The sequence below is a fragment of the Caenimonas soli genome (assembly GCF_013155545.1).
GTDB classification, from domain to species: Bacteria; Pseudomonadota; Gammaproteobacteria; order Burkholderiales; family Burkholderiaceae_C; genus Ramlibacter; species Ramlibacter soli.
In genome coordinates, this window is the sequence record NZ_JABJVV010000012.1 from 138,741 (window position 1) to 152,815 (window position 14,075).

Consider the following 14,075-nt stretch of genomic DNA (forward strand, 5'->3'; position numbering starts at 1 on the left):
CGAATAGCGCCCCGTCGCTGCACCGCAGCGAGCGTCCGAAAGGAGACATGAAATGACGAGCCGGACAATGACCCAATACGCCGCGCCGGCTGTGGGGCTTGCCGGATGTGCTGATGGGTATGGCCAGCGTGGGTGAGTCGGCGATGATCGTACGCGCACAGGGACCCGGTTTCGGCCAAGAGCGCGCATCGCCCTCCGCAGCGATGCGATTGCTGTTTGGGGCCTCCGCGGGTGATGTCGTGCCGGAAGATCGGACCGGGCAGTGCGGGGCCTCCAGGCTGCGTCGCTCAAGCGCGCTCGAAGCGATCCAGGTTCATGACCTTGGCCCATGCCGCGACGAAGTCGCGTACGAAGTGCTCCTGCGCGTCGCTGCTGGCGTAGACCTCTGACAGCGCTCGTAGCTGCGAGTTCGACCCGAACACGAGGTCCGCTACCGTGGCCGTCCAGCGCAGCCCGCCCGTGGCGCGGTCGCGTCCCTCGAGTACGCCTTCGGCCCCTGGCGCCTTCTGCCACTGGGAGCCCATGTCGAGCAGATTGACGAAGAAGTCGTTCGTCAGCGTCTCGGGCCGCCGGGTCAACACGCCATGCTTCGAGCCGTCTGAGTTGGCTCCCAGCACACGCAGCCCACCGACGAGCACTGTCATTTCCGGCGCGCTCAGGGTGAGATGTTGGGCCTTGTCGATCAGCAGCTCGGCCACAGCGCCTTCCATCCCTTTGCGCGCGAAATTGCGGAAGCCGTCGGCCAGCGGCTCGAGCACCGCGAACGAGGCAACGTCCGTTTGCTCCTGCGACGCGTCCATGCGTCCCGCAGCGAAGGGCACCTTCACGTCACGGCCGGCCTTCTTCGCCGCGGCCTCCACTGCGGCGCTGCCACCCAGCACGATCAGATCGGCCAGCGAGATCTTCTTGCCGCCGCGCTGGGCAGCGTTGAAGTCCTGCTGGATCTTCTGCAGCACGGCAAGCACCTCGGCCAACTGTGCAGGCTGGTTAACCTCCCAGTCCTTCTGCGGCGCCAGGCGGATGCGCGCGCCGTTCGCGCCACCGCGCTTGTCGCTGCCTCGGAAGGTGGCAGCCGATGCCCAAGCGGTGCCGACAAGACCGGCAATCGAAAGACCGGACGCGAGGATGCGCCCCTTCAGCGCCGCGATGTCCTGCTCGTCGACCAGCGGGTGATCGACCGCGGAGATCGGGTCTTGCCAGATCAGTTCTTCCTGCGGCACCAGCGGACCCAGATAGCGGGCGCGCGGGCCCATGTCGCGATGGGTCAGCTTGAACCAGGCCCGGGCGAACGCGTTGGCGAACGCTTGTGGGTCCTCAAGGAAGCGGCGCGAGATCTTCTCGTACGCGGGGTCCGCGCGCAGCGCCAGATCGGCGGTCGACATCATCGGCGCGTGACGCTTGTTGGGGTCATGCGCGTCGGGCACCGTCCCGGCACCGGCGCCTGCCTTGGGCGCCCACTGCTGCGCGCCGGCGGGGCTGCGCGTCAGCTCCCACTCGTAGCCGAACAGCGTCTCCAAGTAGCCATGGTCCCAGCGTACCGGATCCGGCGTCCACGCACCTTCGAGGCCGCTGGTGGTGGTGTGCACGCCATGACCGCCACCGAACGCGTTCTTCCAACCGAAACCCTGCTCCTCGACGGCAGCGGCTTCCGGCTCGCGGCCGACCAGGCCGGGGTCGCCCGCGCCGTGCGCCTTGCCGAAGGTGTGGCCACCGGCGATCAATGCCACGGTTTCCTCGTCGTCCATCGCCATGCGGGCGAAGGTTTCGCGGATGTCGCGCGCTGAAGCCAACGGGTCCGGATGGCCGTTCGGGCCTTCGGGGTTCACGTAAATCAGGCCCATCTGCACTGCGGCCAACGGCTTGGCCAGCTCGCGGTCACCGCTGTAGCGCTCGTCGCCCAGCCACTTGCTTTCCGGTCCCCAGAAGATGTCCTGGTCCGGCTCCCAAACGTCGGCCCGCCCGCCGGCGAAGCCGAAGGTCTTGAAGCCCATCGATTCCAGCGCGACGTTGCCGGCGAGGATCATGAGATCGGCCCAGGAGATCTTGCGGCCGTACTTCTGCTTGATCGGCCACAGCAGCCTGCGTGCCTTGTCAAGGTTGCCGTTGTCGGGCCAGCTGTTGAGGGGCGCGAAGCGCTGCGCGCCGTTGCCCGCGCCGCCGCGGCCGTCCAGCGTGCGGTAAGTGCCGGCGGAGTGCCAAGCCATCCGAATGAAGAGCGGCCCATAGTGGCCGTAGTCGGCAGGCCACCAGGGCTGCGAGTCGGTCATCAACGCATGCAGATCCTGGACGACCGCGTCCAGATCCAGGCTCTTGAACTGCTCTCGATAGTCGAATCCCCGCACCATCGGGTTCGACGCCGGAGAACGCTGATGCAGGACGGATAGATTCAATTGCTCCGGCCACCAGTTCCGGTTGCCTGCGTGTCCGCCCGCTGTCGGCTTGTGGGCGCTGTGGAACGGGCATTTCGACTCGATTGACATAGAAGACTCCTATTGATTGCTTCATATTGATAGCAATAGGAGTCTAGAAGCCGGCACGGCATCCCACAACAAAAACGCGCCAATGACGGCGATAGCCGCTACCGATTTAGCACGGGCAAAGCGCAGGTTGCCGCCGAAGCGGCGACCGCCACCCTCTGATTTAGCTAGGGGGTGAGACTGCTACGGGTTTCCAGCACGCGACGCGAAACGGCCCAGCCTCGCCGATGGTGCTGCCGCAGGATATCGCGCAGCATCGCGCCGGCGCGGTCGCGCAGCGCTGCTCGGCATCCTGGTCGGCGTGCTGCCAGGCCTGGGCGCGCCGAACGGCGTGACGCTGTTGCTGCCGCTCACGTTCACCATGTCGCCGGTGGCCGCGATCATCCTGCTCTCGTCGATGTACTGGGGCGCGCTGTTCGGCGGCTCCACCTCCTCCATCCTGTTCAACATCCCCGGCGAGCCCTCGTCGGTGGCCACAACCTTCGACGGCCACCCGATGGCGCGCAAGGGAGACGCCGCGCGCGCTGGCGGTGGCCTTCCTGGCGGCGCTCGCTGGCGTTGGCACCGACACCGTGTCGGGTGAAATGCGCCTGGCCTTCGGGTCGGACCATCTGGTGAGCGGCGTCTCGTTCCTCGCCGCGGTGGTGGGCCTCTTCGGCGGCGAACTGCTGGTGACGGTGGAGGGGGGCCTGGCTTTCAAGGGCCTGCATGCGCGCATGAGCTGGCGCACGATCTGGAACGCGGCCAAGGAAATGCCGCAGTACTCGTGGGCGCTCGTGCGTTCCACGGTGATCGGCTGCTGGATGGGGATCACGCCGGGCGGCCCCACGGCAGCCTCCTTCATGTCCTATGGCATCGCCAAGCGTTTCTCGAAGCGGCGCGCCAACTTCGGCCAGGGCGAGTCCGAAGGCGTGGTTGCGCCCGAAGCGGCTGACCACTCGGCCGGCGTGTCGGCGCTGCTGCCGATGCTGGCGCTGGGTGTGCCCGGCTCGGCGACGGCTGCGGTGATGATGGGCGGCCTGATGATCTGGGGCCTGCAGCCCGGGCCGATGCTGTTCATCGAGCAGCCCGATTTCGTGTGGGGCCTGATCGCCTCGATGTACATGGCCAGCGTGGTCGCGATCGTGCTGGTGCTGGCGACGATCCCGCTGTTCGCCGCGATCCTGCGCGCGCCCTTCGCAATCATCGGTCCGCTGATCGTGGTGGTCTGCCTGATCGGCGCGTACACCAGGCCATGGTGCTGGGCGACAAGACCGAGGACGCTTTCCGCCAGTCGATGCTCTTGTCCGACGGGTCGCTGCGCATCTTCTTCGCCAACGGCCTGGTCGGCACGCTGATGACGGCAGCGCTGCTGCTGCTGGCCTGGAGCTTCGTCAGCCCGCTGCTGAACAAGCGTCCGCGGGCCTACACGACAAGCTCATCGAACAAGCCCTCGTAGAGGTGCTTGCCGAACTGGGCGGTCCAGTTCCTGGATGCGTAGGTGGCCGTCCCATGGGGCCCGCGCACGCGGACATGCCCGGCAGGGTCGGCCTCAACCGAGAAGTCCGCAACAGTATGGCCGCTGAGCAGCAAGAGCGCCCGGAACATCTGTTCCTCTGATTTGGGGATTGAAGGCGTGTTGTTCATTCCCCAGCCTTAGCAAATATGGTGCCTGCAGCCTTCAGCAGGGCACGCCCTGTTCTTGCCCAGGATTAGCCCGCCTTTTGCCGCAACTCCTTCAACCGACCCTCCGTCCGAACACATTTGGGTAAATACAAAAGGCCTCAAATCTTAGTTCAATAAAACGCGATCAAAAAATACTTGCTTCAATCCAGGTGAATCATTAGACTTCGATCCAACGCGGGCGAGGTCGGTATGCCGCCCGAATCACTGAACGCGCAAGGAACCAATGGAAACCACTGAACAGCGGATGCTCACTGTGCGGATTTCGCGCGGCGTTGGCGAAGGCGAGTACTCCACGTACTCCGTCCCGTGGCGTGAGAACCAGACCGTGCTGGATGTCGTCACCGAAGTGCAGCGCCGCCTGGAGCCGACCCTTTCTTACCGTTTTGCGTGCCGCGTCGGCGTCTGCGGTTCGTGCGCCATGACGGTCAATGGAAAGCCGCGCTGGACATGCCGGACTCACGTCAGCCGCGTCGAGGAAGACGGGGTCATCGTCATCGAGCCGCTTCGCAACATGCCGCGGATCAAGGACCTGGTCGTCGACATGAAGGAGTTCTTCCAGAAATGGAAGAAAGCGGGGAATACCTTCGTCGGCACCTCCACTCGGGACGATCCGCCGGCGAACGTCTCGCCGACCAGCAAGAAGCGCAAGCTGGCGGACGCGGCGATCGAGTGCATCAACTGCGGCGTGTGCTACGCCGCCTGCGACGTGGTGTCGTGGGACAAGGAATACCTCGGGCCCGCGGCTCTGAACCGGGCGTGGACGCTGTTCAACGACGAACGGCACGCGGATCCCAAGGACGTGCTGCACAAGGCAACCTCGGGAAGCGGATGCAACTCCTGCCATACCCAGGGCAGCTGCATGACCCACTGCCCCGTGAGCCTGAGCCCCACCGGCAGTATCGCGGGCCTGAAGAAGAACGCATTGCTGCAGTTCCTCAAGGGGGGCTGAGATGGAGCAGCGCCTGTTCGCACTGCAGCGCTTGACGGCAATGATCATGGCGCCGTTCGTGCTGGTCCACCTCGGCGTGATCCTCTACGCCGTACGCGGCGGCTTGACCGCGGCCGAGATCCTGTCGCGCACCCAGGGAAACTGGGGCTGGATTGCCTTCTATGGCCTTTTCGTGGTGAGCGTCGCGGTGCATGTGCCGATCGGCGTCCGCAACATCCTGATCGAATGGACGAAGCTGGGGCGTGGCGCGGCGGGGATTGTCGCTGCCTTGTTCGGCGCCGTCTTGCTCGTTATCGGCCTGCGAGCCGTGTTTGCAGTGGGAGGTCCCTGGTCGTGAAATCCCCGCGCAATCACCAAGGCTACTGGGCCTTTCTCGGACACCGGCTTTCGGGACTTGCCCTTGCGATCTTCCTGCCCGCGCATTTCTATGTTCTCGGCATGGCGCTGGAACAGAGCCAGCGACTGGATTCCTTCCTGAAATTTTCCGAGATGGGCGCCGTCAAGTTCGGTGAATGGGGGCTGGTGCTCCTGCTGTCGCTCCACATGTTCTTCGGGATTCGCCTGCTGGCGCTGGAATTGTTGCCGTGGAGCACCACGCGCAATGCCCGCCTGTCCTGGGTCAGCTGGGGCGCCGCTCTCTCGCTGGGAATTGGTTTGATTTTTGTGGCTGGGGTTATCTGATGAACATCGAGAACTACAAGACCGACGTCTTGATCCTGGGAACAGGCGGCGCCGGCCTCTTCGCGGCGCTGCATGCGAAGAAGGCCAACCCCGCCCTGAAGGTTTCGGTCGCCGTCAAGGGGCTGCTCGGCAAGTGCGGCTGCACCCGCATGGTCCAGGGCGGCTACAACGTGGCTCTTTCGGCGGGCGATTCGGTCGAGCGCCATTTCATGGACACCATCGAGGGTGGCAAGTGGCTGCCGCGGCAGGATCTTGCGTGGCGGTTGGTGGAAGGCGCCGTCGAGCGCGTGCGGGAGCTGGAAAACGAGATCGGCTGCTTCTTCGATCGCAACCCGGACGGCACGCTGCACCAGAAGGCGTTCGCCGGACAGAGCTTTGACCGCACGGTGCACAAGGCCGACCTGACCGGCATCGAGATCATCAATCGGCTGATGGAGCAGGTGCGTGCCATCGATGTCGAGGAGCTGGAGGAGCATCGCGCCATCGAGCTCATCCCCGCCGCCGACCGGTCCGGCATCTCGGGCGTGTTGTTCATCGACATGCGCACCGGAGGCTACCGGTTCGTACAGGCCAAAGCAGTCTTGCTGGCGACCGGCGCGGGACCCACCATGTACCGCTATCACACGCCCTCGGCAGACAAAACCTGCGACGGCCTCGCAATGGCGATGCGCTACGGGCTGAAGCTGCGCGACATGGAGATGGTTCAGTTCCACCCGACGGGGCTACTCGGGGGGCCCGATACCCGCATGACCGGCACCGTGCTCGAAGAGGGGTTGCGCGGCGCCGGGGGCTACCTGATCAACGGCGACGGCGAACGCTTCATGGCGAACTACGACAAGCGGGGCGAACGTGCAACCCGCGACGTCGTCAGCCGGGGCATCTATTCCGAGATGCGCGCCGGCCGGACGGGCCCTATGGGCGGCGTCTACATTCAGATGAGCCACCTCGGTCCGGAGAAGGTCGCCAAGACATTCCCTGGCATGGTCAACCGATGCAAGGACTGCGGCTTCGATCTGGCCGGCGGGCGCGTTGAAGTGGTTCCGACTGCCCACTACCTCATGGGCGGCCTCGAGTTCAACGTGGACTGCTCGACTGCGTCCCCGGGCCTCTTTGCCGCGGGCGAGGACTGCGGCGGCGTCCATGGAGCCAACCGGCTGGGGGGCAACGGCGTCGCCAATTCCACGGTGTTCGGCGGAATCGCCGGAGACTCGATGGCTGCCTATGTCGGCAAGTCTGGTCAGTGGCGCGAGCCGGACCGTCGGGTGATATACGGCGGCGTCGAGCGTGCCGAGTATCCGTTCTCGCGCCGCGCCGGCGCCGTCCACGAACTGCGCGATGCCCTGGCGCAGACCATGTGGGATGACGTGGGTGTGCTCCGGACCCAAGCCGCGATGGAGCACGGCTTGGCCGCCATCGGCTCGCACCGGGGCTCGCTCTACGACATGGGCGTCGCAGACGGTGACCGGCGCTACAACGTGAGCTGGCACGACTGGATCAACCTCGAGAGCCTGGTCGACATCTCCAAGGTCATCACGGTTTCGGCGCTGGCCCGCGAGAACAGCCGCGGCGCGCACTTCCGCGAAGATTTCCCCGAGCCCGGCGACATGCACACGAGCCGCTACACACGGGTCAGCGCGGTCGGCGATGACGTCGAGCTGGAAATGGTGCCGGTCAAGTTCGACATCGTGCGACCCGGCGAATCCCTGATCACCGGCGAAGCCGGACAACCGCCCGCCAAACTGGCGGCGTAAGAGGACTGCAATGGCAAAGATACCGATTCGGAGAGTGGAAGAAGCCGCGCTTGAGATCATGAAGCGCGCGGCCATCGATATCCCCGAGGATTACAAACAGGGGATCAAGGAGGCGCAGAAGAAGGAAACCGGCAAGCTGCCCCGCTTTGTGATTCACGCGATGCAGGACAACTGGGACGCCGCGAGCGAAGACCGCCGGCCGATGTGTGCCGACACGGGCGTTCCGCGCTACTACGTCAAGGTCGGAAACAATGCTGCGGTGGAGTCCGGATTCGTCGCCGTGGAGCACGTACTGCGCAAGGCGACGGCGGACGCGACGACGGCGATTCCCCTGCGGCCCAATCGGGTGCATCCCCTCTGGCGTACCGACCACAACAACAACGTTGGCATCAACGCGCCCGAAGTTGAATGGACGTTCGAGCCGGACGCGGACTGGATCGACATCACGACGGTGCACAAGGGCGGACTGTTCGGCACGGATTACCGCATGCTGTTCCCGGGCGATGGCATCGACGGCATCAAGCGATTCGTTCTCGACACACTCATCGCCTTCGGCAAACGCGGCCTGGCCTGCCAACCCGCGATCGTTGGCATCGGCTTGGGGGGATCCAAGGACACCTGCATGCAGCTGGGAAAACAGGCCGCTTGCCTGCGGACGGTGGGAGACCGCAACCCCGATCCCAAGATTGCCGAACTGGAGCTGGAGCTGAAAGGTCTGGGCAACTCCATCGGCATGGGTGCCATGGGATTCGTCGGTTCCCAGATGGTGGTCGACTGCCACATCGAAGTGGGCTATACGCACACGGGTGGAATGCCCATCAGCATCCACACCTTCTGTCTTTCATCGCGCCGCGCCACGGCTCGCATCCATCCAGACGGCCGGATCGAGTACCGCACGGATCCCCAATGGTTCACCCCTTATCTGCGCCGGGAGACGGTCGAATGGTAGATCGCAACGATGATGACATGAAGGTGTTTCACCTGAACCTGCCGGCTTCACTCGAGGACATTGCCAAGCTGGAGCTTGGAGCAGCCGTCTATCTCAATGGCGTCGTGTACACGGCACGGGAAGGCGTCTACAAGAAGGTGCTCGACCAGGGCCTTCCGCTGCCGGTGGAGAACCTGGCCGCTATCAGCAACGTGAACTTCCATTGCTCTCCGGCGGCCGCCGAGGATGGGAATGGCGGCTACAACGTCGGGGCGGTCACCGCGACGGCCAGCTTCCGCTTCTCCAAATGGATTCCGCAATGGATCGAGCGCACCGGCGCCCGCATCATCATCGGCAAAGGTGGCATGCCGGCCGAGGACTACAAGAAGGTTCTGGCGCCGGGCGGGGCCATCTACCTGACCACGGTGGGGTACGGCACCGGGGCTCTGCTTGGCCGTGGCATCAAGCGCGTGCGCGAGGTGCACTGGCTCGGCGAACTGGGCATCGCCCAGGCGATGTGGATATTCGAGGTCGAGAACTTCGGCCCCTTCATCGTCGAGAGCGACCTGGAAGGCAACTCGCTGTTCGCCCAGCATGGCGAAGTGATCAACGCCGGCATCGAGAAGCTGTACGCAGGCTTGAAACCGCCCGCGCTGCATCGATACGGCGAGACCAATGACCGCAAGAACGAAGTGATGTAAGGGCCACGACGATGATCATCGATTTTCGACTTCGGCCGCCGGTCGGCGGCTTTCTCAACACGCTCATGTATTCCGCTGGCGAGCGCCGCGACGGTTTCACAAGGACGGTCGGCTTCGAGCCTTCTCCGGCGGCGCAGAAGCAGTCGATGGAACTGCTGCTCAAGGAGATGGACGAGGCGGACATCACCAAGGGCGTTGTCGTCGGCCGGCTGGCGGGCGTGCTTGGAAGCGTGCCCAACGAAGACGTCCAGCGCATCGTGGCGGATTATCCCGACCGGTTCATCGGCGCGGCCTCGATCGACCCCACCAACCGCGTGGCCGCGTGCCAGACCATTACGTCGGCCGTCAAGAACGGCTTCAAGCTGGTCAACATCGAGCCCGGTTCCTATCCCGTGCCGATGTATGCCGACGATCGCAGGCTCTACCCGATCTACGCGCACTGCGAAGACCTCGGCGTCCCCGTGATCATGATGGTCGGTGGAACGGCCGGGCCGGACCTGAGCTACTCGGACCCGATCCGCACGGACCGGGTGCTGGCCGATTTTCCCAAGCTGAATGTGGTCGTGGCCCATGGCGGCTGGCCCTGGGTGAACGAAATCCTGCACATCGCCTTCCGCAGGACGAACATGTACCTGTCTCCGGACATGTACTTCTCGCGCATGCCCGGATGGGAGGAGTACGTGAAGGCTGCCGACACCTTCCTGTCGGATCGCATGCTGTATGCGAGTTCCTTCCCGTTCTGCCCGGTCAGGGACTACAAGCAGTGGTTCGAGAAACTGCCGCTGAAGCGCGAGAACCTCGAGAAGGTGATGGGCGGCAATGCCAGGAAGCTTCTGAAGCTGTAGACATCACAATGAGGCCCACCGAAGGGACTCACATGGACGTCAAGACACTCTACACGCTCATCGCCATTGCAGATCGCGGCAGTTTCGCCGAGGCGGGCAACGCCATTGGCTTGTCGCTTTCCGCTGTCAGCATGCAAATGCGAGCCCTGGAAGAGGAGCTCGGGACAACGCTCTTCGATCGGAGTCGCCGTCCTCCGGTGCTCACCGACAGCGGGTTGGCACTGACGCAGCGCGCCCGGGAATTGATTGCGCATTGGGAGAGCATGAGCGAAGCCCTCAAGCGCGACGCTTCCGGTGGAGTGCTGAAACTCGGCTCCGTGCATACGTGCGTCTCCGGAGTTCTTCCGTTGGCGCTGAAGCGGATGCAGCAGCAGGGGCACGGCATCGACATCCTTCTGACAACCGGGCTGACCCATGAACTGGAGAAGGCCGTTCACCACAGGCAGTTGGATGTGGCGATCGTGACCGAGCCCGAGATGTTTCGCAGCGATCTCGAGTTCCTTCCATTCGCGGACGAGGAATTCGTTGTCATCACGCACAAGACGAACAAGGGCGACACCGACAAGAAAGTCCTGGAGTCCACTCCTTATGTCCGCTTCAATCGCTCGGCCAGGGTGGGATACCTCATCCAGGAGGAGATGTCGCGGCGGAAGATTTCCGTGCGTTCGATCATGGAGATCGACAACCTGGAAGGCGTGATCGCAATGGTCGCCAACGGGCTGGGGTCTTCGGTGGTGCCGGCGAGGGACGTCAAGCGGGAGTTTCCGGCCTCGATCAGGGCGATCCCGTTCGGAACGCCGCCCCTCACCCGCCGACTCGGGGTGCTGGTGCCGCGCGACAACCCGCGTTCGCACCTCTCGCAAATCCTCCTCGAGGCACTCCGGGAAGTTTCCGCCAAGGGAAACGGTTCAAAGCTCGCCGCGTCGAACGACGCTCATGCGTCGCGGCGATAAATAGCCATCACAGCAGTGCGAATCACGCTCCGGCAACTCGAGATCTTTTCGGCGGTCGCACGCGCGGGCTCCACTGCAGCAGCAGCGGACGAGGTGTCGCTTTCGCAGTCGGCCGTCAGCGCCGCTGTTAACGACCTCGAACTCAGCCTGGGGCTCCTGTTGTTCGACCGCATCGGGAAGCGTCTGATTCTCAACGACCTGGGCCGCTCCCTGCAGGCACGTGCCGACCGGCTGCTGGACTCGGCGCGGGCGGTCGAGAAAGACTTTCGCACGGGGGAAAGCCTGGCCCATTTGAGGATAGCTGCCAGCACCACGATCGGGAACTACCTGATCCCCGGCTTGCTGGCGTCCTATATGGACCAACATCCGGGCGCGAAAGTCGAGGTGAACATAGGCAACTCGCAGGAAGTGGCGAAGGCGGTCAGCGAATTCAGGGTGGACGCCGGGGTCATCGAAGGGCCAAGCCGAATCCCGGGTCTGACGCTGCGTCACTGGCGGGATGACGAGATGATTGTCGTGGCCGCGCCAGGCCATGAGCTAGCCGGAGTCCAGAAGGAATCGGCTCATCCCATTCCCGTCGATCGTTTGAAGAGTGCGACCTGGCTGTTCCGGGAGGACGGCTCCGGTACTCGGGATGCCGTCGCCGCCGCGTTATTCCCGCATCTCGGGGACCTCGCATCCAGCATCGTGCTGGGAAGCTCTGAAGCGATAAAGCGAACCGTTGGCCTGGGCTTGGGCGTTAGCTGTCTGTCCCGATTGCTTGTGCAGGAGATGCTGGACCGCGGAGATCTCGTCGAACTGATCACCGAACTGCCGGAGATCGTTCGCCCACTGCATGTCGTGGTCCATCCGGAGCGTGCAACTTCCACATCCGTGTCGGCTTTCCTGCAATGCAACGGTGTTTCTTACCTCGATGGATGACCACCGCAAGAGGTTGTTCACACCTGAATTAGTCGTTTCATTTTTGGGCTCGCGCTCAGTACAGTGAAACTCGCGGCGCTAGCGCCAAAACCAAAAACCCCTCTCCTGGAGACTCTATGAACTGGACCACGATCTTGAGCGCGACCAAGCGCAAGCCGCTCGTTTCATCGCTGGCCTGCATCGCCGGCGCCATGCTGTTCGTAAGCCCGGCTTCGGCGAATGAGTGGCCCAAGCAGCCGGTCAAGCTCGTTGTTCCGTTTTCCGCCGGTGGGGCGACCGATCTGCTGGGCCGCGCCCTTGCAAACGAGCTGGGCAAGATCTGGAAGCAATCGGTCGTCGTCGACAACCGTCCGGGTGCCGGTGGCGCGCTGGGCGCCGAAATTGTGTCCAAGTCGCCTTCTGACGGATACACGTTGCTGCTTGCCTCGGGCAGCATGTTCACCGTCAATCAGTTCATCTATCCCAAGCTTTCCTACACGCTCCAGAACTTCGATCTCATCACGAAGGTGGCCAGTGGTCCGATGGTCATCACGGTGAACGGCAATGTGCCTGCAAAGAACGTTCAGGAACTGGTCTCCCACGTCAAGGCCAACCCCGGAAAGGTGAACTTCGCGTCCGCCGGGAACGGGAGCCAGGTGCACATGGCCGGTGAAGCCTTTGCCGACGCGAGCGGCATCGACATCGTGCATATCGCGTACAAAGGGGAAGGCCCCGCTTACGCAGACCTGCTGGCCGGAACGGTGCAAATGGCGGTCGGCAACATCAATGCCATCACTCCGCTGCTCAAGACGGGGAAGATCCGCGCACTCGCCGTTACGGGCAAGGAGCGTGCCGCCCTGCTTCCCGACGTGCCCACTGCTACTGAAGCGGGCCTCCCGTTCGAGTTCACGGGGTGGTTCGCGCTGGCGGCTCCGGCCGGAACGCCCAAGGAACTGATAGCGAAGATGTATGCCGACGTTCAACAGGCGATGCAGCAGCCGGGCATGAAGCGCTACCTCGCGGATCAGGGCATGTCGGCGACGATCTCCGCACCCGGAAAGCTTGGCGAGGACATCTTGAAAGAGGCCGCTCGCTGGAAGGTGCTGGTCGAAAAGCGCAAGATTTCTGCTGGCTGAGCAGCTGACAAGCCCCAAAAAGCTCGGTTCACCCCATGAATGCAGTCGTCTTGGCGGGCACATCCGTCATGCGCAGATGGCCAGGCACGCTCGTGTGCGTCCTGATCGCACTGGCCGCCACGTTTGTTTCGGAACACTACGGCGGTCCGCAGCTGATCTACGCGCTTCTGATGGGACTGGCGTTCCACTTCCTTCATGGAAATCCCCAGGTCAGCGCCGGCGTTGACTTCTGCGGGCGAACCTTGTTGCGAATCGGCGTCGCCTTGCTGGGAGCCAGGATCACACTTGACCAGGTGGCTCATCTCGGGTGGAAGACTGCGGCCGTAGTCGCCGCAGGTCTTGTGCTCACCATCGCGTGCGGAGTCCTTCTGTCGCGCCTGATGCGCCGCCGCCTGGAAGAGGGACTTCTGTCCGGAGGCGCCGTCGCCATTTGCGGCGCCTCGGCCGCGTTGGCCATCTCGTCAGTCTTGCCCCAGACCCGCGAGAACGAGCGCATCACCTTGTTGAACGTCGTCGGCGTCACAGTGTTCTCGACCGTCGCGATGATCGCGTATCCGTTCGCACTGCGATTCCTGGAGCTGAATCCAACCCAAAGCGGAATCTTCCTCGGTGGCACCATCCACGACGTCGCGCAGGTCGTGGCGGCCGGCCTGCTGTTGGGGCCGGAGGCGGCCGACACGGCCACCGTCGTCAAGTTGTTTCGTGTGTTGCTGCTGATGCCGGTTGTGCTCATGATCTGCATCCTGGTCCGCCGCCGCGGCGTGGCTGACGCTGCCACGGGTGTCAGTCGCAAGGTTCCTCTCGTGCCGGGATTCCTGCTGGCTTTCGTCGGCCTCGTTCTGCTTTCGAGCACCGGCATCCTGCCGCCGGCAGCCATCAAGCTCGCCGGTGATAGCTCGCGATGGTTGCTGGTGATTGCCATTGCGGCCGCGGGAGTCAAGACGTCGTTTGAAGATTTGCTCAAGCTCGGTTGGCAGCCGATCGTGATGCTCGTGGTGGAGACACTCTTCATCGCGGCATTCGTCGCACTTGCAATTCTGATGCTCAACCTCGGTGTCGCTTGACCTTGTCTCCTGCCGACTATCTACC

13 protein-coding genes and 1 pseudogene are annotated in these 14,075 nt (G+C 63.7%); 12 read left to right on the forward strand and 2 right to left on the reverse strand.

The window, feature by feature from the left end:
- Positions 1-287: 287 nt before the first annotated feature.
- The gene (gene katG, locus HNE04_RS19090; RefSeq protein WP_172222660.1) at positions 288-2,480 is read right to left on the reverse strand and encodes a catalase/peroxidase HPI; all 2,193 of its coding nucleotides are present in this window, start codon (positions 2,478-2,480) and stop codon (positions 288-290) included.
- A gap of 277 nt (positions 2,481-2,757) precedes the next feature.
- Between katG and HNE04_RS19095 the strand changes: the two are divergent.
- Positions 2,758-3,915: pseudogene (locus tag HNE04_RS19095) on the forward strand (tripartite tricarboxylate transporter permease).
- On the opposite strand, the gene HNE04_RS19100 reads toward HNE04_RS19095, so the two are convergent.
- Complete coding sequence (locus HNE04_RS19100; RefSeq protein ID WP_172222662.1) at positions 3,882-4,064, reverse strand: hypothetical protein; 183 nt, start codon at positions 4,062-4,064, stop codon at positions 3,882-3,884. The pseudogene HNE04_RS19095 and the gene HNE04_RS19100 sit on opposite strands and share 34 nt — an antisense overlap.
- A 301-nt stretch (positions 4,065-4,365) precedes the next feature.
- Between HNE04_RS19100 and HNE04_RS19105 the strand changes: the two genes are divergently transcribed.
- The 11 genes from HNE04_RS19105 to HNE04_RS19155 all read left to right on the forward strand — a co-directional run bounded on the left by HNE04_RS19105 (position 4,366) and on the right by HNE04_RS19155 (position 14,050).
- Positions 4,366-5,091, forward strand: a complete 726-nt coding sequence (locus HNE04_RS19105) for a succinate dehydrogenase/fumarate reductase iron-sulfur subunit (protein ID WP_172222665.1) — start codon at positions 4,366-4,368, stop codon at positions 5,089-5,091.
- 1 nt (position 5,092) lies between these two features.
- The gene (locus HNE04_RS19110) at positions 5,093-5,428 is read left to right on the forward strand and encodes a succinate dehydrogenase (protein WP_172222668.1); all 336 of its coding nucleotides are present in this window, start codon (positions 5,093-5,095) and stop codon (positions 5,426-5,428) included.
- The gene (locus tag HNE04_RS19115) at positions 5,425-5,772 is read left to right on the forward strand and encodes a succinate dehydrogenase (protein ID WP_172222670.1); all 348 of its coding nucleotides are present in this window, start codon (positions 5,425-5,427) and stop codon (positions 5,770-5,772) included. Before HNE04_RS19110 ends, HNE04_RS19115 begins: the two co-directional genes overlap by 4 nt.
- On the forward strand, positions 5,772-7,523 hold the full coding sequence (locus HNE04_RS19120; RefSeq protein ID WP_172222673.1) for an L-aspartate oxidase: 1,752 nt from the start codon (positions 5,772-5,774) through the stop codon (positions 7,521-7,523). Before HNE04_RS19115 ends, HNE04_RS19120 begins: the two co-directional genes overlap by 1 nt.
- Positions 7,524-7,533: 10 nt before the next feature.
- A complete protein-coding gene (locus tag HNE04_RS19125) occupies positions 7,534-8,472 on the forward strand; it encodes a fumarate hydratase (RefSeq protein WP_172222675.1) in 939 nt (312 codons plus the stop codon).
- Positions 8,466-9,152, forward strand: a complete 687-nt coding sequence (locus HNE04_RS19130) for a fumarate hydratase C-terminal domain-containing protein (RefSeq protein ID WP_172222678.1) — start codon at positions 8,466-8,468, stop codon at positions 9,150-9,152. Before HNE04_RS19125 ends, HNE04_RS19130 begins: the two co-directional genes overlap by 7 nt.
- Before the next feature lie 11 nt (positions 9,153-9,163).
- Positions 9,164-9,997: an amidohydrolase family protein gene (locus HNE04_RS19135; protein WP_172222680.1), complete on the forward strand. Its 834-nt coding sequence runs from the start codon at positions 9,164-9,166 to the stop codon at positions 9,995-9,997.
- Positions 9,998-10,029: 32 nt separating this feature from the next.
- Positions 10,030-10,950, forward strand: a complete 921-nt coding sequence (locus HNE04_RS19140; RefSeq protein WP_172222683.1) for a LysR family transcriptional regulator — start codon at positions 10,030-10,032, stop codon at positions 10,948-10,950.
- A 15-nt stretch (positions 10,951-10,965) separates the two neighbouring features.
- The gene (locus HNE04_RS19145; protein WP_172222685.1) at positions 10,966-11,871 is read left to right on the forward strand and encodes a LysR family transcriptional regulator; all 906 of its coding nucleotides are present in this window, start codon (positions 10,966-10,968) and stop codon (positions 11,869-11,871) included.
- Positions 11,872-11,987: 116 nt separating this feature from the next.
- On the forward strand, positions 11,988-12,986 hold the full coding sequence (locus tag HNE04_RS19150) for a Bug family tripartite tricarboxylate transporter substrate binding protein (RefSeq protein ID WP_172222687.1): 999 nt from the start codon (positions 11,988-11,990) through the stop codon (positions 12,984-12,986).
- Positions 12,987-13,021: 35 nt separating this feature from the next.
- On the forward strand, positions 13,022-14,050 hold the full coding sequence (locus HNE04_RS19155; protein WP_172222690.1) for a YeiH family protein: 1,029 nt from the start codon (positions 13,022-13,024) through the stop codon (positions 14,048-14,050).
- Positions 14,051-14,075: the final 25 nt, after the last annotated feature.

Excerpts from the sequence above, each read along its gene's own strand:
- katG (WP_172222660.1), bottom strand. The coding sequence starts at position 2,480 with ATGTCAATCGAGTCGAAATGCCCGTTCCACAGCGCCCACAAGCCGACA.
- HNE04_RS19100 (WP_172222662.1), bottom strand. The coding sequence starts at position 4,064 with ATGTTCCGGGCGCTCTTGCTGCTCAGCGGCCATACTGTTGCGGACTTC.
- HNE04_RS19105 (WP_172222665.1), top strand. The coding sequence starts at position 4,366 with ATGGAAACCACTGAACAGCGGATGCTCACTGTGCGGATTTCGCGCGGC.
- HNE04_RS19110 (WP_172222668.1), top strand. The coding sequence starts at position 5,093 with ATGGAGCAGCGCCTGTTCGCACTGCAGCGCTTGACGGCAATGATCATG.
- HNE04_RS19120 (WP_172222673.1), top strand. The coding sequence starts at position 5,772 with ATGAACATCGAGAACTACAAGACCGACGTCTTGATCCTGGGAACAGGC.
- HNE04_RS19125 (WP_172222675.1), top strand. The coding sequence starts at position 7,534 with ATGGCAAAGATACCGATTCGGAGAGTGGAAGAAGCCGCGCTTGAGATC.
- HNE04_RS19130 (WP_172222678.1), top strand. The coding sequence starts at position 8,466 with ATGGTAGATCGCAACGATGATGACATGAAGGTGTTTCACCTGAACCTG.
- HNE04_RS19135 (WP_172222680.1), top strand. The coding sequence starts at position 9,164 with ATGATCATCGATTTTCGACTTCGGCCGCCGGTCGGCGGCTTTCTCAAC.
- HNE04_RS19140 (WP_172222683.1), top strand. The coding sequence starts at position 10,030 with ATGGACGTCAAGACACTCTACACGCTCATCGCCATTGCAGATCGCGGC.
- HNE04_RS19150 (WP_172222687.1), top strand. The coding sequence starts at position 11,988 with ATGAACTGGACCACGATCTTGAGCGCGACCAAGCGCAAGCCGCTCGTT.
- HNE04_RS19155 (WP_172222690.1), top strand. The coding sequence starts at position 13,022 with ATGAATGCAGTCGTCTTGGCGGGCACATCCGTCATGCGCAGATGGCCA.